We start from the raw sequence: 20,973 nt of genomic DNA, 5'->3' as shown, positions 1-20,973 counted from the left end.
CCGCTTCGCTTTCCTATCTTTTATATGAGCAGCATAGCCGCCAGGCAAAGAATTGCCGTGACAATCGAAAATACAGCGACTACCTTGGTCTCCGGCCACCCGCCCATCTCAAAATGATGATGGATCGGCGCCATACGGAATAATCGTTTCCCATGCGTCGCCTTAAAATATCCCACCTGCAGCATAACCGAAACCACCTCGGCCACATATACAAAGCCTACTACTAAAAGGATCATGGGCATCTCCAGCACAAAGGCAATGGCTGTAACAAAGCCGCCCAGCGCCAGTGAACCCGTGTCTCCCATGAAAACCTTGGCAGGATACGTATTAAATAATAAGAAGCCTAATAGGCTGCCTGCAGCGGCAGAAGCAGCCGGCACTGTATCGCTTCCTTTTCCCCATGCTGTGATGGCAAAAAAGGTAGCCACAATCACGGTTACGCTAGCCGCCAGACCATCCAGACCATCCGTAAAGTTACTCCCGTTTGTCATCGCAACCATAGCAAATACGACAAAGGGATAAAACAGCCATCCGAGCTCTAGCTGCGCATCGCCGAAAATATGGAAGGTGAGCGTAGTCGAAAAATCATTGATATACAAGTAAAAAGCAAAAGCCGATGATACTAAAATCTGCAGAATAAATTTCTGCAGCGGCTTTAGGCCTTCGTTATGCTTCATCACCACTTTGATAAAATCATCGGCCAAACCAATCAGGCCAAATGCAATTGTCACCAGCAGCACGGGCCAGACTGCCGGATATTTTCCGGCAAAAAATACACAGCCAATGATCATGCTGAGAATAATGGCAATGCCGCCCATAGTGGGCGTCCCCGCCTTTTTTTTATGGGATTTCGGCCCTTCCTCCCGAATATATTGACCAAATTTCAGTCTGCTGAGCAGCGGTATCAGGACGGGGCACAGGATCAGCTCCATCACAAATGCAATCATCGCAGGAAAAATCGCCGTTTCCATCGTCATTTTCGAGTTCCTCCATTTATCAGTCGTCCGTTATTATCCTTCATATTGCAGCAGCTTCTCGCACACGGCCGTAAACCCCATTCCGTGTGAAGCCTTGAGCAGTATTATATCATCTTTTTTCAGAATAGTAAAAAGATTTTTTTCCATCTCCGGTACGTTCGGAAAATAATAACAATGCAGCTCCTTACGGCCCTGCGCCGCTTCATAAATCCATCTGGACGTCTCTCCGCAGCAGATCAGTACCTCTGCCTTCGACTGGCCGGCCACATATCGGCCCACCTCTTCATGCCCTGCCTTTGCATAGTCTCCAAGCTCAAACATATCGCCCAAAACTGCAACCCGGCGCCGGCTTGACGGAATGCTGTCCATGGCCTCCAGCGCACTGCACATAGAAGCCGGACTTGCATTATATGTATCATCAATCACAAGATATTGTGAGGATGTCATAGCCTCCAGCCGGTGCGGCGTCGGCACATAGCCGGCAAGTCCCTGCAGAATCTCTTCTTTAGAAAGCCCTATATGCACGGCTGCCATAATGGCAGGCAGCGCATTATAAGCCATATGCCGCCCCATTGTGCGGAGAACAAAATCATACAGCTCCCCCCGATAGGCAAGCTGCAGCTTCAGATGTGCCTTTTCGGTAAGCTCTACCGAAAGCACCCTTGCCTGATTGTGCTCCTGATAGCCAAAATATTCAACTTTTTTGTCAAGCTTTCCTTTAAGGCCGTATAACAGAGGATCGTCCCCATTTAAAAAGACGGGTCCCGGGCCTTGAATATGAGGCAGGAGCTCAAGCTTTGCCTGCAGGATCCCTTCCTGACTGCCCAGATTTTCCACATGTGACATGCCAATATTCGTGATGATGCCATAATTCGGCTTTGCCATCTGCGCCACATAGTCGATCTCTCCAAAATGGTTCATGCCCATCTCAACAACCGCTGCCTGCGTGCTATGATCCAGCTGAAAAAGCGTCAGCGGAACACCAATATGATTATTAAAATTGGCTTTTGTCTTTACCGTACGCCGGCCGCCGGAAAGCGCCGCGGCAACCATATCCTTGCAGGATGTTTTCCCCACGCTTCCCGTAACCGCAACCAGCGGCAGCTCAAATAAGCTTCTATAATAGGAAGCAATCTGCCCCAATGCCCGAAGCGTATCCGGCACAAGCAGCAGGCTGCAACCCTCCGGTACCGCACAGCTTTTCTGCGAAAGCACAGCCTTTGCTCCCCGCTCCCATGCAGATGCAATAAACTGGTGCCCATCTACATTCTCTCCGGCAATTGCCACAAACAGACTCCCCTGTCTGACCTCACGGGAATCCCGTACAATCTCCTCTATGCTGCCCTCATCGCTGCCCGTCAGCTTAGCGCCCGTTGCCTGTATGAGCTGCTTGATGGTGATTCTTTCCATGCTTTCCTCCTTTGCTCCGCCCTATTGACGGCTTTCAAGAGCTTTTTTCACTTCTTCTCTGTCATCCAGATGAATTTTTTCTCTGCCGATAATCTGATAGTCCTCGTGTCCTTTGCCCGCAATCATCACCACATCCTCGGGCTTCGCCAGCGCAATCGCTCTGGCAATTGCCTCCCGCCGGTCGGCAAGACGCTCATAGGCGCACTCTGTTTTTTTCATTCCCTCTTCTACCTGATCGATAATAGCCTCCGGGTCCTCCGTCCGCGGATTATCTGAAGTAATCACGCAGTACTGACTTAGTTTTCCTGCAATCTCTCCCATCACCGGGCGCTTTTTAGGATCTCTGTCCCCCCCGCAGCCAAACACCGTAATGATTCTTCCTTTTGCAAACTCAGCCGCTGTCTCCAACACCTTCGCCAAACCGTCGGGCGTATGTGCATAATCGACAATGGCCGTCAAGCCGTCCTGCGCATGAAAGGTCTGAAAACGACCGCTCACAATGCCCTCCTGCGTAGCCAAAGCCCGTATGATCACCTCTGGCGTCAGCCCCGTTAAGTGACAGGCACTGGCCGCTGCCAGCGTATTATATACATTAAATTTTCCCGGAACCGGATACTGAATATGCCCTAGCTTTTCTTTTCCATAATACCAATCGTACTGCAGCCCTGTTTCATCCATCTGCACATTTTCTGCTCGGTACTCATCCTGCGGCTGCAGCCCGTATGTCACAAAGCGGCAGGTTCCTGTCTCCAAAATGACCGTCGCAGCAGGATCATCTCCGTTTACAAGTCCTACATCGCACTGCTCAAACAAACGGCACTTTGCTGCCAGATAAGCCTCCATGGTCTTATGATAATCTAAATGATCCTGTGACAAATTCGTAAACATACCAATCTGATAGCGCACCCCCTCCACACGGTACTGCGCCAGCGCATGGGAAGACACCTCCATCACAACCCTCTCCATTTTGGCCTCATGCATTTTCTCAAAAAGCGCATACAGATCAAATGGATACGGCGTGGTATGCACAGCGGGTATGACCTCCCGTCCGATTCGATTCTCATTTGTTCCGATCAAGCCGCATGCCAGTCCATTCTCCATAAAAATATGATGCATCAGCGTACTGGTCGTCGTTTTTCCGTTTGTTCCGGTCATGCCAATGAGCACTGCGCCCTCCAGCGCCTGCGGATAAAAGTTTGCCGCCATCAGCGCCGTAGCCCTCATCATATTCGGAACCAGCAGCATTGTCAGCCCCTCCGGATATTGCGCCGGCTTCTTTTCCATAATCGCCAGCACCGCTCCCTGCGCTCTGGCTGCCTCCAGAAAATCCGTTCCGTCAAACACCAGTCCTGTCTCACAGGCAAAGCAGGCTCCCTCGGTCACCTTGCGCGAATCATACACCAGCGAGGTCACCTCGGCCTGCATGTCACCCTCCTGCAAAACCTGATATTCAATCTTCTCCATCAGCTTTTCTATCGTCATTCGTGCTCTCTCCTTTCAAATATACAATCAGCTTCGTCCCCTTGCGGATCTCCTCGCCCGCCTGCGGAAACTGCTCTGCAACGACCTCTCCGCTGCCAAGCGCCTCCAGCGTCAGCTCCAGCTCCTCGGCAGCCTTCTTTGCCTCCTGAAAGCTCATCCCCATCACATCCGGCGCCGGCACATACCCTACCGGCCCAATCGGTTCCTCGCCCCACTCCGGCTCTGAATTTTCATCCACCAGACTGTAATCCGCCTCTATGCCTAGGTAAGGAAGTGCATTTTCCAAAAACTCCTTCACGATCGGCGCGCACACCGTACCGCCATAATAAATCCCCTGCGGCTCATCCACCAGGCAAAGCACCATAATCTGTGGATTATCCACCGGGGCAAAGCCCAAAAATGACGAAATATATTGATGAGCACTTCTAGGCAGCTTCTGACTGGTAGCCGTCTTGCCCCCGATGCGATAGCCCGGGATCGAGGCCTTCTTGCCGCCGCCTTCTGAAACAACCGTTTCCAGCGCAAGGCGCATCGTTTCTGAAGTCTGCGCCGAAATCGCCTGCTCCTCCGTCTCATAGGTCAGCTCCTTCAGCACCTCGCCGCTTTCATTTAAGATTGCTTTTCCAAAATGCGGCGTAATCAGATCGCCTCCATTCACAATGGCAGCACCTGCCCGCAGAAGCTGAATGGGCGTAATGGTAAGCGACTGCCCAAAGCCCATCGTAGCCAGCTCTACCGGCCCTACGTTTTCGGGCTTATGCATAATCCCGCTCGCCTCTCCCGGCACGTCAATTCCTGTTTTCTGGTCAAATTGAAAAATCTTCAGATATTCATAAAATCGATCGGAACCCAATCGCAGAGCCAGTGTCATAAATACGGGATTGCAGGATTCCTGTATGCCCTGCAAAAAGGTAACGGTTCCATGGCCTCCGGCCTTGTGGCAGCGAATCTTTCTATCGGCTACCACCAGACTTCCCCCGCAATGAAAGGTTTCATCTAAGCCGACGATTGCTTCCTCCAGCGCCGCCGACGCCGTTACAATCTTAAACGTCGATCCGGGCTCATACGTATCATTGATACACCAATTCCGCCACATCTGATTGAGCGCATCCATCTGCTGGCTTTCTTCCATACTCTCCCATTGCTCTATCAGTGCCTCATCCTGAATACTGAACGGATCATTAAGATCATAACTGGGATACAGCGCCATGGCATAGATCTCGCCGTTTTGCGGATTCATGGCAATCAAAGCACCCTTTTTGGCATTTTTTTGCGTAACTGCCTTTTCAATCAGCTGCTCAGCATACTGCTGCAGTCTCACATCCAGCGTAGTCTGCAGCACATGCCCTTCGGCTCCCTCCTCCAGCTTCTCTCCAATGTCCTCCAGGGTAATCCCCCTGGCATCAGTTAGACTGAGAATCCGGCCATCCAATCCTTGCAGGTACTGATCATAGGCGACTTCTAATCCGACCACGCCTTGATTGTCCGAGCCAACAAATCCAATGGTTTGGGCAGCCATGCTGCCATAAGGATAATATCTGTCATAATTTTCATCGATAATTACGCCTGTCAGATTTTCCGCTCTGATCTGGTTGGCTTCTTCCACACTGACCTGATTTTTGATGATCTGCAGCGCTACTCTTTTTTGTACCTTTTCTAATACCTTTTCATACTCCAGACCCAGAATCTCAGCCAGCTTTTTCGCTACATGCTCGGCATCCTGAATCTGGTTATGCACCACGCTGACTCTGCAAATGGAGCCGCTGGTGGCCAGCACTGTCCCATTTCGGTCGACAATATCTCCTCGCTTTGACTCCAGCGTGCGCTCGCGATTGTGGAGCTCATCTGCCATCTCCTCCAGATAGTCACCGCGAACAAGCTCAATATACGCAACCCGCATGGTGAGCGCTGCCAATGAGGCGCATAAAATCCATGCCAAAATCCTCATACGGGTCCGATAAACCCCATTTACATATTGACTATTCAAAAGCAGCTCCTCTTGTTTCCTTTTATTGATAGGATATGCTATAAGAGAAGCTACTTATGACAGCTTATCAGGATCCGCTCATTCGCCCTCGCCGCCGGTCCCTTCTTCGCTGTTTGGATTATCGGAATCTTCCGGAGCAGTAGGTTCCTGTGAACTGTCTGGATCCGGCTCCGGCACGGAACTGGATGCACCGATATCAATTCCGCTATTATTTTCATTAGGAGACGGCACATGCTGATTGACTGATGCGTCCGGATAAAGCCCCAGCGCCGGCAAAATCTTTTCAAACATCTGCGACGCCAAATTAGCGGCCTCTGCACTGGTATTTCGATCGGTCTCGTCCAGAATGACCAGCAAAACTACTTCCGGATCCTCTACGGGCGTAAAGCCGATAAAGGAAACCACATACTTATCTTCTTCATAGGTGCCGTCGTCATTGATTTTTTCAGCGGTACCTGTCTTACCGCCGATTTCATATCCGGCCACCTGTGCTGCAATACCTGTACCCGCGCTAACCGTGCCGTACATATATTGGCGCATGGCCTTGGACACCTCTTCTGAAACCGTATACCGCAGCACCTCTTTGGACTGCATCTCAACAATATTGCCATTTTCTCCGCTTACTTGACTGACCACATAAGGCTTTAAATACTCTCCTCCATTGATGACAGAAGAGAAAGCCGTGATCAGCTGAATCGGCGTCATGCGAAAGCCCTGTCCAAATGCCGTTGTCGCTTTTTCAAAGGGCCCCATATCATTTGTGCTGCCTCGCGCCGCCGCCTGCTCCTCGCTGATATAAATCAGATCCAGCGAGTCGCCGGCCTCGCCGACGAGATCAATTCCTGTTTTCTGTGCGAATCCATATGCCTCCTGATATTGCAGCCACTTACTGGTTTTTAGCATTTCGCTGACCTTGGTCATGCCCACATTACAGGAATTCCGAATAATATCAGCCACGGTTTCTGTGCCATGCGCTTCTCTGCCGGCGCACTGCACTTCCGCATCATATACCTCATACCGGCCGCTGCAAACAATCGTATCCTGCACGCCAATCACGGCTTCATTAAGAGCGGCACTGGCAAACATCGGCTTAAAGGTCGATCCGGGCTCATAGGTACTGCTGATCGCATAGTTTGTCCATACGGCGCTGTAATAATCGGCCGCGTTTTTATCCGGATTTTTTTCTTTGTATTTATCCGAGAGTCCAAAGAGCTCTACATTATTGTTCAGATTGAAGGTGGGCATAATCACCATACCGTATATTTCCCCTGTTTTAGGGTTCATACAAATGGCGCAGCCCTTCATGGCATTCGTGCTCAAAACGCCCTGCTGCAAAATCTGCTCCATATAATACTGCACCTTGGAATCAATCGTAAGCGTTAGATTTTTTCCGTTCTCAGCGGCAATATATTCTTCAACAAAGCTGCTGCCATTGCTGGCCACCACCATTTTTCTTCCTGCTACACCCTTTAAATATTCATCATAATATTGCTCTACGCCATATGTCCCGTTAAATCCGATTACATGAGCTGCCAGCGAATTATTGATATATTGCCGGTCCTCATCCTCTTCGAACCAAACGCCTACGATTTTGCCGTCATCAATTCCTTTTTGCAGCTCCTCCATCTGCGCAACTGAAATTCCTTTTCCTTCGTCCAGCTTTAGATAACGGTATTCTTTATAGGCTTCTGTCATGTACTGCCGAATGACCTCTTCTTTATCCAGATTTAACGTACTCATCAAAAGCTCAATCGTGCTGATCTGCAGAGACTCCTTTGCTTCAATCAGGACCTGGCAGTCCAAAATTACATTATATACTCTGGCGCTCTCTGCCAGCACATTGCCGTTGCGATCGACAATGCTGCCGCGCAGCGCCGGAATCGTCACATCCGTTGACTCAATCTGCTGCTGCTGCGCCCTCTGCTGATATTCCTCTCCATGCACATTTTTAATATAGATAACTCGTAAAAACACAACTCCCAGCAAGCTAACGGTTAAACATAAAATAAAAAGCAGGCGTCCCACTCTTGCCCTTGAACCCTGCGCTCTTTTTTTTCTTTTGGCTGCCATACAGATTCCTTCCTTACTTTATATTTGATTATATATGGATATGGCTGACAAAGCGCTCGCGCGCCCTGTCAGCCCCTTTTTTATGACCCTTACCCAAACCAGTGAAAAGACACCTTGCTTTCACTGGCATTTTCTATCGGCAAGCTGCTTGTGGTATAGCTCTGGTTCTCGACCTTTATACGAATCGTCGTATTGCCGTCGGCTTCTACCATTCCCAGCTCTCCTGTAGCATAGCTGTATAAATCTGCCATCGTCATCTGCTCTATTACAGTCTCCTGCGCGATTGCGTTGGCATCTCTCGCCGCCGTCAGCTGTCCTTTGAGCTGCTCGATCTGCGTCTCCTGATTAAACACCTGTACATACATCAGGACTACTGCCATACAACCGGCTAACACCAGCCCAGCACATAGGAAAAAGTTAAATTTACTTTTGATCTGTGCCATATCGATTGCCTTTCGAACACGCTGTCTTGTATTGGAAACCGTTTTCTGCACCCGTTTCTGGCTTTTCTGCTGTTTGGGTAGACGTCTTCTGTCCGGTATTCTTTCCGGTACTTCCACCTCTACCGCTAAGCTGCCCTGCGTATACGGCATTTGTTTCGGATTATATTCTGATTCGTAATCTTCAAAAAAATCTTCAGCAGAAAAACGAGCCTCCTGCTGCGCCATTTGTCTCGGCATTTTTATTTCCTCCCTGGTATCTTCCGCATCCCTCCTGTCAGAGTTTCTCTGCAATCCTCAGCTTGGCGCTGCGGGACCGCGGATTAACTGCCATCTCTTCCTCGGAAGGGATGATGGGTTTTCGGGTAATTACCCGGATACTCGGCTTTTTTCCGCACACACATACCGGAAATTCCGGAGGGCATGTACACGGATGTTCTAATTTATGAAAAGTTTGCTTTACAATTCGATCCTCTAATGAATGAAAGGTAATGATACAAAGCCGCCCTTGGGGGCTTAACAGCTCTACCATATCCTGAATCGACTGTTCCAAAATCCCAAGCTCATTATTCACTGCAATGCGCAGTGCCTGAAAGGTTCGCTTGGCCGGATGAGGTCCGTCTTTTCTGGCACTCTTGGGCACCGCTTTTTTAATGACCTCCACCAGTTGTCCGGTTGTTTCAATGGGCGCCGTCTCTCTCTCTTGCACGATAAATCGTGCAATCCGGCTTGCCCATCGTTCTTCTCCGTACTCCCTGATGATCCGGGCCAGCTCTCTCTCTGAATATTCTGCTACTATGCGCCTGGCTGTTATGGGATTTCGTTGATCCATCCTCATATCCAGCTCGGCATTATGCATATAAGAGAAACCGCGCTCTCCTGTGTCCAGCTGATATGAAGATACCCCAATATCTAGTAGTATACCATCAATGGCCACAATATGCAAGTCTTTCATGATATGACTTATGTTAGAAAAATTATCCCGCACCAGCTGCGCTTTATTTTTATATGGTTCCAGTCTGGTGCGGCCATTTTCTACTGCGTCCTGATCTTGGTCAATTCCTATGAAACGGCCGTTCCCGTTTAATCGGCTGATAATTTCCATAGCATGACCGCCTCCGCCAAATGTTCCATCAACATAAGTGCCGGAAGCCTGAATGTGAAGCCCTTCGATACATTCGTTCTTTAAGACGGATACATGTTTGAATTCCACGTTCTCACCCTCGATTTAATTAGATCCCACTAGCTTTCAACCCTTCAGCCAGCTTGTTCGACTCAAAGAACTCATCGTCTTCATTATACGCTTCCCATTTCTCGCGGTTCCAAATTTCAATGTGGTCGTCTTGGCCTGCCAGCACGATATCTTTATCTAAACCGGCATGTTCTCTCAATTCTGTTGCAAGCATGACGCGTCCCTGTTTATCAACGGAAGTATCCTGCACGCGAGAATAGAATTTACGATAGAGCTTACGGGTTTCGGAATCGCTGGCTGCCATCTGACGAAGTTTATCACACAGCACCTTAAAATCCTCTTCAGCGTAGACGTACAGGCATTTTTCTTCTTCTTTGCCCCAAAGATCGATGGTGATATAAAATACATTGCCCAGCTGTTCACGAAACTTTGCCGGCATGATAATGCGGCCTTTATCGTCTACACTATGGCGATATTCACCAAAGAACATTACGTCTTCACCTCCACTCCTTTTTGCTCCAAATCGTTCCATTTCCTTCCACTTGGTTACCATTCTAACACATGCCTTCTCCCTTTACAAGGTTTTTTTAGAATTTCTAAAAATTTTTTACAGGGATCCGGCTTCTTTTTTTGCGCTTAAAATGCACTGTTGGCAACGTACAATTTGACCTATTCTACAGAGTGTGATATAATTTTTTGCAAACACAATATATGGAGGTAATATGAAAAATAAGTTTAATAACTCATTTTTCATATCTCTATTGGTGCCGGAGCGTCACAAATAGGCATGGAGAGCAGACGAGAAATCGCCTTCGCAAATTTCTCGTCGCTTTGTCGCAGCGCTTCGATATATATCGGAACGCTTACGCTCCAGAATTGGAGGTTTTTATGATTCGCATTGTACTTCACGGCTGTACCGGCCATATGGGCCGTGTGATCACCTCTCTTGTAAAAGAGGATCCGCGGTTTTCTATCGTAGCCGGACTTGACATTCATTCAGCTGATGATCTTGGCTACCCCGTTTTTTCTTCTTTAAATGACATAACAGATCCTTACGATTGTGTCATTGATTTTAGTACTGCCGCTGCCGTTCCCTCTTTGCTGCAGGCCTGCAAGCAGGCTCGCAAGCCTTTAGTGCTGTGCACCACCGGGCTAAACGAAGAGCAGCAAAAGGCAATTCAGGCTGCTGCTAAAGAGATTCCCATTTTCTTTTCTGCTAACATGTCCCTTGGTATCAACCTGCTGACAGAGCTGTGCCAAAAGGCTGCCGCGATCCTGTCTCCTGCAGGTTTTGATATTGAAATCAATGAACGCCACCACAATCGCAAGCTGGATGCTCCCAGCGGTACGGCACTTTCAATCGGGCATGTCCTGATCAATACACTGGGAAATGAATACTATATGAGCACCGACCGCTGCGAAAAGCGCAGTGCACGCGACCCTCATGAAATCGGCATGACCGCACTGCGCGGCGGTACGATTGTGGGAGAGCACACGGTTCTTTTTGCCGGACATGATGAGCTTTTTGAAATTAAGCATACTGCGCTCAGCCGTGAAATCTTCGGCAGCGGTGCACTGAATGCCGCCGCTTTTCTGATCCAGCAGGCTCCCGGCTTATATTCTATGAAGCAATTGATTGCGGAATAAGCAGAAAACTCTTTGAGCTTTGCTGCGTTGAGCCATCAAATGTAAAAATCAAAAAATAGCGTAAAAATTTCCGCCATGCATAAGGTTTCAAATTTGCATGGCGGAATTTTTTACGCTATTTTCTATTTTAAGAGTCTTGCTGACTGTGAATCTTACGCTATTTATAAAAGTTCCACCAGACACGGCGGAAAAAGTTCAGCTATTTCGCCCAGTTCCGCCAGTGGCGGCGGAAACAGCGGAAACAGCGGACGCGATGAAAAATGGCGCAAGCGATGAAGCAACCGAACTGCGGTTATCCGATTACATGAATGTCACAACTGCATATGCCAAATAGCTGACTACTAATACGCCGCCCTGCCATCTTTGAAATTTCCCTGTAAATATGGAAGGAATAATGGCAATGAGCGCGAGCCCCAGGCAAATGGGGAAGTCCATCGAGAGCGACCGGGCGCTGAGCGGCAGCGCACTGCCGGATACTAAGGAACAGACGGGAAGAATGAGGGTGATATCAATGATATTGGCTCCGATGATATTGCCCAGCGATAATGAGGTCTGTTTCTTGCGGATCGCGGTGATCATGGTAATCAGCTCGGGAAGCGAGGTCCCGATGGCAATGAAGATTACGGCGATCACGCCTTCCGGCACGCCCCACTGCTCAGCAATCAGGCTGCCGTTGTCGATCAGCAGATTGGCGCCGGCTACAATGCCGGCTGTACCGATTACGAACTTAGCTATATTGGCTCCAATGGTCCATTTGTCGGTCGCAACCGGCTGCGCCGCTTCCTCTTTTTCATTCTTGCCGGCTCTTAGACTATCCCATGTGGCCAGAATCAGCGGTATGAAAAGCAGCATCCCCAAACCCATGGGCATGGCGCCGCCAAGACATAATACAAACAAAAGAGCAATGGATGCCACCATGAGGAGACCCTTCAAGGTAAAATGCTTTTTCGGCATTGCAAAGGGAGAGAACAAGAGTCCGACTCCCAAAATGAGTCCGATGTTGGCCGTTACGGATCCTACGGCGTTGCCGACCGCTACATCCACCTTTCCTTGAGAGGCCGCCATCAGAGATACCAAAAGCTCCGGCAGGGTCGTAGCAATACTGACCACCGTTGCCCCGATGACAAATTTAGGCACTTTAAATGCCTCTGCAATCCACACAGAGGCATCTACAAAGATATCTCCGCCTTTAATAATTAAGATCAGACCTGCTACAAATAACACATAAATCAAAACTGATTCCATAATCCCTTGCCTTTCTTGATGAGTCTTCCCCGAGCGCCTGCTCCTGTCTGCTCGCCGCCGATCAATGTATAAGCGATTCCCTCTGAAAGCTGCTTCGGCTCTGTGAAGGTCGCCAAATCTCTTATTTTTTCCGGATCAAAAATGTTGATATCCGCCATATACCCTGCCCGTATATAGCCGCGGTCCAAGATCCCTGCGCGCTCCGCCGGCATAGCCGTCATCTTGCGCACAGCCTCCTGCATGCTTAAAATGCCCCGCTCCCTTACATATTCGCGCAACACCCTCGGGAACGATCCGTAAAGCCGCGGATGAGGGTTATCACCGCCGCCGTACAGGCTGTCAGAAATGATTGCCGCATACGGAAGCCTCATAACCGTATCCACATCCTCCTGACTCATGCTCATGATGATGCAGCCCACCTTGCCCTCTTCCTCTGCGATTAGCTGTCCCAGCCACTCGCACGGGTCCTCCAGTGCCAGCTCCTGCATGATAGCGGCCACGCTTTTTCCGCAGTAGCGCCTATTTTTCTCTTTTGTCACGCTGCCAATGATCGTTCGCTCCCAGCCGATGCTCTTGACCATATTATCCCATCCTGGCTGTTCGCGTTCAATCTCCTGCCGCAGCCTCGCGGCTCCCTCCGGCGTACCTAAATAAGAAAGAGGCCTTCCTTCTGTCACACAAGGCGGAATTAGCGACAGCGCTGTCGTCGCGCCGCCCGTATAGGGATATACGTCCACGGTCACGCGCTGTCCTGCACTGCGGGCTTTTTCAATCTCTTCAATCGCCTGCCCAATATTCCGTCCCCAGTTGGCGATCCCCGTCGCTTTAAAATGGCTGATATTGAGCGGCGCCTCTGCCTTTTTACAGATCGTCAAAATCTCTCTTACCGAGTCAACCAGTCCGTTTCCTTCTCCGCGGATATGACAGCTCACCATGCCGCCCTGCCGCGCGCACTCTCTGGCCATCGCGACCATATCTTCCTCTGCAAGATAACATTCTGGCGTATACATGATGCCAAATGACATGCCCAGCGCTCCGCTCTGCATCGCATCCCTGACATAGGCTATAGCCTCTTCCCGCTCTGCGGGTGTAAAGCCGCGCGCCTCATAGCCCATGGCCGCCGCCGCGCATGCCCCGGCTCCGACCAGAGCGCCCACGTTGAGCGGCAGCTGCTTTTTTGCCAGCGCTTCCATATAATCCGAAAACAAATGCAGCTTGGTGTCCGATGGCATTTTGCCCAGACATGGCTCGATATAGGCAAACTGCTGCAGGCAGCGCTGCGGATGATTGGGAAAGGGCGACAGGCCGCAGTTGCCGGCGATCGCCGTTGTGATGCCCTGCGCCAGCTCGAGCTCTCCAAAGTGATCATCATAAAGCGCAGCAATATCGTGGTGCCGGTGAATATCCACAAAGCCCGGCGTGACAGCCATCCCATGCGCATCAATAATCTCTGGGCCTTCTGCCTTCTCCGCGCCAGCGCGCACGCGCACGATCCGGCCGGCCTCCAGCTCGATACTGCCCAGAAACGGCTCCGTCCCGCTTCCGTCATAAATCCTGCCGTTTACGATTTTGCGAATCATTACAGCTGCTCTTTCTCCTGCGCTTCCTCGACTGCCTTTGCAATCGCAGCATCCTCTTCCTTATGCGTGCCTTTAAATTTGTCGATCAGATCGGGCACCATATCCAGCACCTTGGTGATGGTGTCCTGCTGCTTGATGTTGACCAGCCGCGTCTGTCCGTTTTTGATCACCAGCACGGCGCTGGGCGAAAGCTTCGCTGTAACGCCGCCGCCAAGGCCGCCCGACTTCTCCTTCTCCCGGGCACCCGCGCCCGCGCCCAAGCTCACGTCCACCAGCGGCAAAATAATCGTATCTTCCATATGGATGGCCTCTCCTACCACTGTCTTGGTCGATACAAACCCTTCCATTTCACTTAGTAATTCCTTTAACGCCTCTTTTGCATTTCCCATAATTGATCTCCTTATGATTGATAAGCTCTTATATAGCGAATCAGCCGGCGAATATGCGCATTCATCAGCGCCTTAATCAGCGGCTTTAAAAAACTGCCTACACAAAACCGGCCGCGGCACCAGCCCTTACCTTCCAGCACCGCCTCCTGAAAATCAGCCTCCACCACAATCTCCCTGCGCCGCTTCCTCTCCGGAAAAAGCAGCGGGTCCAGCATATAATAATACCCCAGCACCTTGCCGGTCGTAGCCGGATCGTCAAAGCCAAACAGCAGCTCCAGCTGATACGCTCTGGGCAGCACCGGCCTCAGCAGCCCCAGCGCCAGCTCCTTCACCGCGCGGGCCGTTTCCGCCTTCTGCGGATACCCTTCCCATTTTTCCTTTATGCTGTGCCAGCTCTCCCTCCACCTTTGCAGCTTATGATAAGCCTGCTGAAAGGGATGGATGAGCTTCTGCCAAAACCGGCGCACTGCCGACTTTATTTTGTGCCATTTAGACTGCCTCGGCTTTTCCTCCGGCACGGCCGGAAGCGGCTTTGGTGCTTCTGAGAACATCTCGCTCGTCCGGGGCCTTGGCTGCTCCTCCTCATGAGGAATGACTGGCGGTGCGGACGATGGCTCCTCTGCTGCGGGCTCCGTCGTTTTTTCCGCCTGCGGCGGCTGTTTAAGCGGCCTGCGCTTTTTCTTTTTCTGCGGCAGCGGATAGGATGCAGCCAGAATCTTAGGGCCCAGCCGGCACTCCCATACAAGCTCATGCTCCTGATACTGCACGCGCAGCGATAGAAGATGCAGCAGCCAGGTGAGCCGCAAGCTGCCCTGCAGGCGCTCGCTGCTTTTTTCTCCTTGGATGCGGTAGCGAATGGGCACGAAAATGAAGACGGCGGCTATGAGCAAAATGAGAATGAGCAGCCCTAAGAGGAGCAAGAGGGCCCATTTGAGGATGCCCCACAGGATGGCGAATATGACGCCCATGTTCTTCTCCTTTTCTCTGCCAGCTGCTTCCGTTTTACTGGTACAGCTGTTCGATCTGTGTTTTAATGTTTTGCATGGCGGGATCGCGATGGTAGACCTCCATTAAAATAGATTGTACCCGCTCAAGCGCTGCCTCATACGTATCGACTTGGGCTAATAAAACATATCCGCCCTCGATCTGCTGAAATTTTTTGAGCTCAGCGGCTTCTAAAATTTCCATAACGGACGGATGCAGCGGATGACGACAGATCCAATAGCCTTCTTCTTTAAATGTCATGACCGCAGCTGACGCATTTGGTTGCATCGGGATGGTTGCCGACTTTGCAATACGGACAGAATTTGAGCACAAAATAACCGTCCTGATTTTTTTGCGGCTTGGGCTGCGGCGCGCTTTCTTCTGGCGTGACCTCCTGTCCCTCTACATCGATCGGGCCGTCGGCATATTGTTTCTTGATAGTTTCCTTTTCTTTTTCAAGCTGGGCAATCTGCTCCTCCTGCTGCTTTACCTGCGCGCAGGCTACCTTGATGATTTGCTCGTCGCGCCTGAGGCTGCCGATCTCGATCTGATACATGATGCGCCCCAGCGCTTTATACGCTTTTTCAAGTTCTCGCTCTGCCTTTTTGATATCCAGCTCAATTTTCGCTGTGGACGCTGTCTGCTTCGTTTTGTCACTGACGGTTTCAGCAAGCTCCTTCGCGCTCTGGATGATCTTGTCTACATATTCTTTATAATCCTTCATATTGGTTCCTCCCAATTTTAATTTACAAAATCAAAGATTCAACAAGAAATCCCTGCGGGATTCTTGCGGTCGTTCTGTGTCTGCATTATACCATGGCGATATCAGAGTTTGCTGCTTTGCAGCAAACTCATATGGCGGCTCAGGGACTTGAATATCCGAAATCGCCTTGCCGCCTATGTTATGCCACCAATATCGCAAGTTTGCCGAGGGCAAACTTGGAGCGTAGCACAAGCATTTGAATAGCCGAAATATTTCTTGCTGCGCTTATTATACCATAACTTTGTACCGTGACAAGCATTCCCCGGCAAATTTCTTTTTCAATACGATACGCGTCCTGCTCATTTTTACTCCGCTGGCACCATTCGCCCTCTCCTGCATACACTAACAACAAATCTAAATAGGAGATATTTACGATCCATGAAAAAATTATTTGCACTCATGCTCATAGCCGCACTGTGCCTATGTGCCCTTGCCGGCTGCAAACAGTCCGATGACAAAAAAGAGCTTACCCCCGTAACTCTGAACGAAGTGGTTCATTCCGTTTTCTATGCGCCGCAATACGTCGCCATCGAGCTTGGTTTTTATGAGGAGGAGGGTCTTGATCTCACCGTCGACATCGGAAATGGCGCCGACAAATCTATGACCGCTCTCCTTTCCGGCAACGCCGACATCGCACTCTGCGGCACCGAAGCCGGGCTGTATATCCATGCTGAGGGCCGGGCCGACGTACCGAAGGTATTTGCCCAGCTTACACAGCGCGCCGGCAACTTCCTGGTAGGTCATGAAGCCGACCCCGATTTCACCTGGGAGCAGGTGCGCGGCAAAACCATCATCGGCGGCCGTCAGGGCGGCATGCCTGAAATGGTCCTTGAATATATCCTGCATCAAAACGGAATCGAAGCCGGCACCGATGTCAACATCATCACCAATCTCGACCTTTCCGCAACCGCCAGCGCATTCACAGCCGGCACCGGTGACTACACTACCGAATTCGAGCCCGGCGCCAGCACGCTCGAGCTCGCCGGTCAGGGGCATGTCGTCGCTTCTCTCGGTGTTGATTCAGGGTATGTACCCTATACCGTCTATATGACAACTTCTTCTATAATAGAAGAAAAACCTGAAATCGTTCAGGCCTTCACCAATGCCACCTACAAAGGCCTCCTGTGGTGCCAGCAGCACACCAGCGCCGAAATTGCCAAAGTGATCCAGCCCCAGTTTTCCGAGACGGATCTGGATGCCCTCACCGCCATCATTGAACGCTACCGGTCGCAGGACACCTGGGCTGAGCATCCGCTGATGAAGCCCGAATCCTTAGACCTCATTGAAGATATTCTCGAATTTTCCGGCACCCTCGACCAGCGCATCGCATACGAAGCCATCGTCATCACCGACTTCGCAAACAAAGTCAAAGCCGAGTAACGCTGTGCGCGCAGAAGGAGACGACATGAAGCCAATCTTAGAAATCAAACAACTCTCCCTCTCCTATCATCAGCCAAGCGGCGAAACCACCGCCCTCGAAGACATCAATCTCACACTGCATCAAGGCGAATTCATCAGCATCCTCGGGCCCTCCGGCTGCGGCAAATCCACGCTGCTCTCCGCCATAGCCGGTCTCGAGGAGCCATCCGGCGGCTCCATCGAATTTCACATTCCCCGCACCGCCGTCGGCTATATGTTTCAGCACGACCTTCTTTTAGAATGGCGCAGCGTGCTGCAAAACGCCTGCTTAGGTCTTGAAGTGCGCAAAGCGCTAAATCCCGAAACGAAGGCCTATGTCAAGGAACTGCTAGACTCCTATGGTCTTGGCAGCTTTCTTTCTCACAAGCCTTCCCAGCTCTCAGGAGGCATGCGGCAGCGAGCCGCGCTGGTGCGCACACTCGCGTTGAAGCCCGAGCTGCTGCTGCTGGATGAGCCGTATTCGGCCCTTGATTATCAAACCAGGCTCACCGTCAGCGATGAAATCTGGAAAATCCTGCGGGCCTCCTCCAAGACCTCCATCCTTGTCACCCATGATATCTCCGAGGCCATCAGTCTGGGAGACCGGGTCATCATTTTATCCAGCCGGCCGGCCAAAATCCTGCGCGATATCCCCATCGACTTCGGGCCGGATCGCACGCCGCTGGGCGTGCGCAGTCTGCCGGCATTTCAGGAATATTTTCAAACTATCTGGGAGGTGATGCAGCATGCCTAACGACAAGCCTTCTGCAACTCAGCAGGCCTATCTTGCCCACCTTTCCGGTCACAAACGCCGGATTCTATGCGCCAGAATTCTCATTCTGCTGCTCTTTCTAGGGTTTTGGGAGCTTGCTTCTCAGCTCGGCTGGATCGATTCCTTCATCTTTTCCTCCCCCTCGTCGCTGGTAAAAACCACCGCTGATCTGCTCCTGCACCAACGCCTTCTATATCATATGGGGCTCACACTCGGAGAAACACTGATCAGCTTTTTCATCAGCACAGCCATCGGCATTCTGCTGGCCATGCTGCTGTGGTGGTTTCCCTCCGTCTATGAGGCCACGGAGCCCTATTGGGTAGCGCTAAACAGCCTGCCCAAATCCGCACTGGCTCCCATCCTCATCGTCTGGTTCGGCAACACCATCCGCACCACGGTCATCACCTCTATTCTGCTGACCATCGTCGTCACGATTCTGACCGTGCTCTCTGGCTTTCAGGAAACGGAGGATGATAAAGTGCGTCTAATTTACGCCCTCGGCGGCAGCAAAAAGCAGGCGCTGACCACCATCCTGCTGCCAGCCAACATCCCCACCATCATGAATGTGCTCAAGGTCAACATAGGCCTGAGCCTTATCGGCGTGATCATTGGCGAATTCCTGTCCGCGAAGGCCGGACTAGGATATCTGATCATCTATGGCAGCCAAATCTTTAAGATGGACTGGGTGTTGCTTTCTATCGTGCTGCTCTGCCTGATGGCCGTACTGCTGTATCAGGGGCTGGCGCAGATCGGGAGCCGCATTTCGCGTCATTTTGCCTCATAAAAGAATGGGTATCCGTCCATCCACGGCGGATACCCATTCTTGATTTTTTGTACACTGGTGCACTGCTGCTTTCAGCCGCCGCTGGACCGTCCCCTTCGGCGTCCACCGCCATCAGTCTGTGCCCTTGTCTTCCGCCGCCCATCAGTCTGTGCCCTCCGACTTCCGCCGCCACTGGCGGAAATGGACGATATAGCTGAATTTTTTCAGCTGTGTATGGCGGAACTTCAATGCAATGGTGGAAATTTACCCGTTAGCAAGCCTCTTGAAACAAAGCATGGCGGAAACTTCTCCGCCACGCCTTTCTAATTCTTTATGGACGGGAGAAATTCTTCCGCCATTTTTTAAATTTTGCCAACCTTGGCAGAAACAGGATTTGCCTTTCACTGGCACATCTGCCTGATTTCCTCTATCGTCTGTCCGGTAAACCATGATGTACCGGGCTTGGCATTGAAAATGGGCCAAACCCTACCGTCGATAATTTCACAAACGCCGCACTGCCGGTCTGTTAAGCAAACCGGCTCTATACCCTCCGGCGGCACAAGCTTCTCGGCATTAGGGTACTGCCTCATAAAAAAGATATATTCATGGCCGGGCCGCAGCGCCCGGTCACTCTCATTGACCAGCGCCTCATACCGGTTTAGCTCAAAGTCCATTCCCGTGCCGTCCTGATAGCCAAAGCAGTACCCCTCTTCCCAGTTTCCTTTATAGCTCTCCAGCACCTGGACCTGATATCCTTCATAAAGATCCGCCTCCAGAATCTGACCATGAAAAATCCATTTCGATTTTTCAAACATCGTGTCAAACCTACAGTCGAAATTCCAGGAAGCCGCATTAATTCTATCCCCATAATAAGAGGGAACCTCAATCCGTACGGCCTCTTTCTCAGTTAAAAATGGCTCTGCCAGCCGGTCTAGATATAAAGCAAGCCCTAAATAGAGCTTCTGCTCCCAAAGCTTTTCTATGTTGACCCTATAGACGGCGCTCTCCTGCCACACGGCCCAGCTGATCGGATGCGGCTTTTCAATGGATTTTTCAAACACATCCAGCACTGGCAGACAGTAGCGCTCGCCCTCCGCATACAGCACCAGCTGCGTATTGCCCAATATATAGCGCGGCTGCAATATCTGCCAGTCCAGCTGCTCCTGAAGCGTCAGCTCAACCTGCTGCAAAAGAGCGAGCAGCTCCTCCAGCTCCCTATCCTCGCGGCCGTAGCAGACAAGCTCCTTCTTTTCTGCCTCTGGCTGCACCCCGGTTGGCTGATAGATTAACCACGCCTCCTCTATGGCTTCTGGCTCTATGCCCAGCAGCTCAAAATAAGTGGTCTGCTGAAGGGGAGCTCCGGCTGCATTCGGTTGGCAGCTTACAAGTATTAAACATGCAAAAATATATAGGACTAAAAATTTTATTTTTCTCATTTGCTCCTTCTTCTCTATCTGCTGATCATATATAAAAAATCATCATACAATCCCTGCACAAGGGTTTGTATGATGATTCCATTTTTTGTAAAGAGGCGCTTCATGATAAGCACCCGATGCTGGTCTATACGTACCTGACGGTCAGTAGGACGAAATCGGTCTTATATGAAAAGCAAAGGACTGCAATTAGTCAACTGCTACTACGTTTGCTGCGCGCATCTTTGCAGGGTTCTTAGGATCTACTTCGATATCGAAAGTAACCTTCTGCCCCTCGTTTAAGGTCTTGAAGCCTTCTGCCTGAATTGCGGAAAAATGAACGAATACGTCATCGCCGCCATCGTTGTTGGCAATAAAGCCAAAGCCTTTCTCCGGATTAAACCACTTTACTGTACCCTGATTCATGATAGGTACCTCCTATTTTTTAATTGGGTGAAGGCG

Annotated in this window: 21 protein-coding genes; 5 read left to right on the top strand and 16 right to left on the bottom strand. The window is 50.6% G+C overall.

Going from position 1 to position 20,973, the window contains the following annotated elements:
- Window positions 1–20: 20 nt before the first annotated feature.
- From HFE64_02835 to mraZ, 8 genes are all read right to left on the bottom strand, one after another.
- A complete protein-coding gene (locus HFE64_02835; protein MCI8632402.1) occupies window positions 21–971 on the bottom strand; it encodes a phospho-N-acetylmuramoyl-pentapeptide-transferase in 951 nt (316 codons plus the stop codon).
- Between the two features lie 39 nt (window positions 972–1,010).
- Complete coding sequence (locus HFE64_02830) at window positions 1,011–2,387, bottom strand: UDP-N-acetylmuramoyl-tripeptide--D-alanyl-D-alanine ligase (protein MCI8632401.1); 1,377 nt, start codon at window positions 2,385–2,387, stop codon at window positions 1,011–1,013.
- A gap of 21 nt (window positions 2,388–2,408) precedes the next feature.
- Complete coding sequence (locus tag HFE64_02825) at window positions 2,409–3,869, bottom strand: UDP-N-acetylmuramoyl-L-alanyl-D-glutamate--2,6-diaminopimelate ligase (GenBank protein ID MCI8632400.1); 1,461 nt, start codon at window positions 3,867–3,869, stop codon at window positions 2,409–2,411.
- The gene (locus HFE64_02820) at window positions 3,838–5,817 is read right to left on the bottom strand and encodes a PASTA domain-containing protein (GenBank protein MCI8632399.1); all 1,980 of its coding nucleotides are present in this window, start codon (window positions 5,815–5,817) and stop codon (window positions 3,838–3,840) included. Before HFE64_02820 ends, HFE64_02825 begins: the two co-directional genes overlap by 32 nt.
- A 117-nt stretch (window positions 5,818–5,934) precedes the next feature.
- Complete coding sequence (locus HFE64_02815; protein ID MCI8632398.1) at window positions 5,935–7,926, bottom strand: penicillin-binding protein 2; 1,992 nt, start codon at window positions 7,924–7,926, stop codon at window positions 5,935–5,937.
- Between the two features lie 89 nt (window positions 7,927–8,015).
- Window positions 8,016–8,606, bottom strand: a complete 591-nt coding sequence (locus tag HFE64_02810; protein ID MCI8632397.1) for a hypothetical protein — start codon at window positions 8,604–8,606, stop codon at window positions 8,016–8,018.
- A gap of 37 nt (window positions 8,607–8,643) precedes the next feature.
- Window positions 8,644–9,579 (bottom strand): 16S rRNA (cytosine(1402)-N(4))-methyltransferase RsmH, encoded by a 936-nt coding sequence (gene rsmH / locus HFE64_02805; GenBank protein MCI8632396.1) that lies wholly within the window; start codon window positions 9,577–9,579, stop codon window positions 8,644–8,646.
- A gap of 19 nt (window positions 9,580–9,598) precedes the next feature.
- Window positions 9,599–10,090, bottom strand: a complete 492-nt coding sequence (gene mraZ, locus HFE64_02800; protein ID MCI8632395.1) for a division/cell wall cluster transcriptional repressor MraZ — start codon at window positions 10,088–10,090, stop codon at window positions 9,599–9,601.
- Between the two features lie 356 nt (window positions 10,091–10,446).
- Between mraZ and HFE64_02795 the strand changes: the two genes are divergently transcribed.
- A complete protein-coding gene (locus tag HFE64_02795; protein MCI8632394.1) occupies window positions 10,447–11,205 on the top strand; it encodes a 4-hydroxy-tetrahydrodipicolinate reductase in 759 nt (252 codons plus the stop codon).
- A 97-nt stretch (window positions 11,206–11,302) separates the two neighbouring features.
- Entirely contained in the window at window positions 11,303–11,539 is a 237-nt protein-coding gene (locus HFE64_02790; GenBank protein MCI8632393.1) for a hypothetical protein, read from the top strand.
- Here the strand turns inward: HFE64_02790 and HFE64_02785 are convergent.
- From HFE64_02785 to HFE64_02760, 6 genes are read right to left on the bottom strand one after another with little or no spacing between them, the layout of a single operon-like run.
- A complete protein-coding gene (locus HFE64_02785; protein ID MCI8632392.1) occupies window positions 11,506–12,450 on the bottom strand; it encodes a calcium/sodium antiporter in 945 nt (314 codons plus the stop codon). The two genes, HFE64_02790 and HFE64_02785, sit on opposite strands and share 34 nt — an antisense overlap.
- Window positions 12,435–14,030, bottom strand: a complete 1,596-nt coding sequence (locus HFE64_02780; GenBank protein MCI8632391.1) for an amidohydrolase family protein — start codon at window positions 14,028–14,030, stop codon at window positions 12,435–12,437. The genes HFE64_02785 and HFE64_02780 overlap by 16 nt, the downstream gene beginning before the upstream one ends.
- Window positions 14,030–14,419, bottom strand: coding sequence for a sporulation protein (locus tag HFE64_02775; GenBank protein MCI8632390.1), 390 nt, complete (start codon window positions 14,417–14,419; stop codon window positions 14,030–14,032). The genes HFE64_02780 and HFE64_02775 overlap by 1 nt, the downstream gene beginning before the upstream one ends.
- An 11-nt stretch (window positions 14,420–14,430) precedes the next feature.
- Entirely contained in the window at window positions 14,431–15,387 is a 957-nt protein-coding gene (locus HFE64_02770) for a DUF2953 domain-containing protein (protein MCI8632389.1), read from the bottom strand.
- Between the two features lie 34 nt (window positions 15,388–15,421).
- Window positions 15,422–15,664, bottom strand: a complete 243-nt coding sequence (locus HFE64_02765; protein ID MCI8632388.1) for a hypothetical protein — start codon at window positions 15,662–15,664, stop codon at window positions 15,422–15,424.
- Window positions 15,654–16,127 (bottom strand): hypothetical protein, encoded by a 474-nt coding sequence (locus HFE64_02760; GenBank protein MCI8632387.1) that lies wholly within the window; start codon window positions 16,125–16,127, stop codon window positions 15,654–15,656. Before HFE64_02760 ends, HFE64_02765 begins: the two co-directional genes overlap by 11 nt.
- Before the next feature lie 417 nt (window positions 16,128–16,544).
- On the opposite strand from HFE64_02760, the gene HFE64_02755 reads away from it, so the two are divergent.
- The 3 genes from HFE64_02755 to HFE64_02745 are packed head-to-tail and all read left to right on the top strand — an operon-like array spanning window position 16,545 to window position 19,120.
- Entirely contained in the window at window positions 16,545–17,546 is a 1,002-nt protein-coding gene (locus tag HFE64_02755; protein ID MCI8632386.1) for an ABC transporter substrate-binding protein, read from the top strand.
- A 25-nt stretch (window positions 17,547–17,571) separates the two neighbouring features.
- A complete protein-coding gene (locus HFE64_02750) occupies window positions 17,572–18,318 on the top strand; it encodes an ABC transporter ATP-binding protein (GenBank protein MCI8632385.1) in 747 nt (248 codons plus the stop codon).
- Window positions 18,311–19,120 carry an ABC transporter permease gene (locus HFE64_02745; GenBank protein MCI8632384.1) on the top strand — a complete coding sequence of 270 codons (810 nt, stop codon included), beginning with the start codon at window positions 18,311–18,313 and terminating at the stop codon, window positions 19,118–19,120. Before HFE64_02750 ends, HFE64_02745 begins: the two co-directional genes overlap by 8 nt.
- Before the next feature lie 380 nt (window positions 19,121–19,500).
- On the opposite strand, the gene HFE64_02740 is transcribed toward HFE64_02745, so the two are convergent.
- Window positions 19,501–20,535 (bottom strand): hypothetical protein, encoded by a 1,035-nt coding sequence (locus HFE64_02740; GenBank protein MCI8632383.1) that lies wholly within the window; start codon window positions 20,533–20,535, stop codon window positions 19,501–19,503.
- A gap of 186 nt (window positions 20,536–20,721) precedes the next feature.
- A complete protein-coding gene (locus HFE64_02735; GenBank protein MCI8632382.1) occupies window positions 20,722–20,937 on the bottom strand; it encodes a cold-shock protein in 216 nt (71 codons plus the stop codon).
- Window positions 20,938–20,973 lie beyond the last annotated feature (36 nt).

It is taken from the genome of Lachnospiraceae bacterium (assembly GCA_022794035.1).
Lineage (GTDB): Bacteria > Bacillota > Clostridia > Lachnospirales > Bianqueaceae > CALWPV01.
This window is presented reverse-complemented; position numbering and strand designations above follow the sequence as displayed.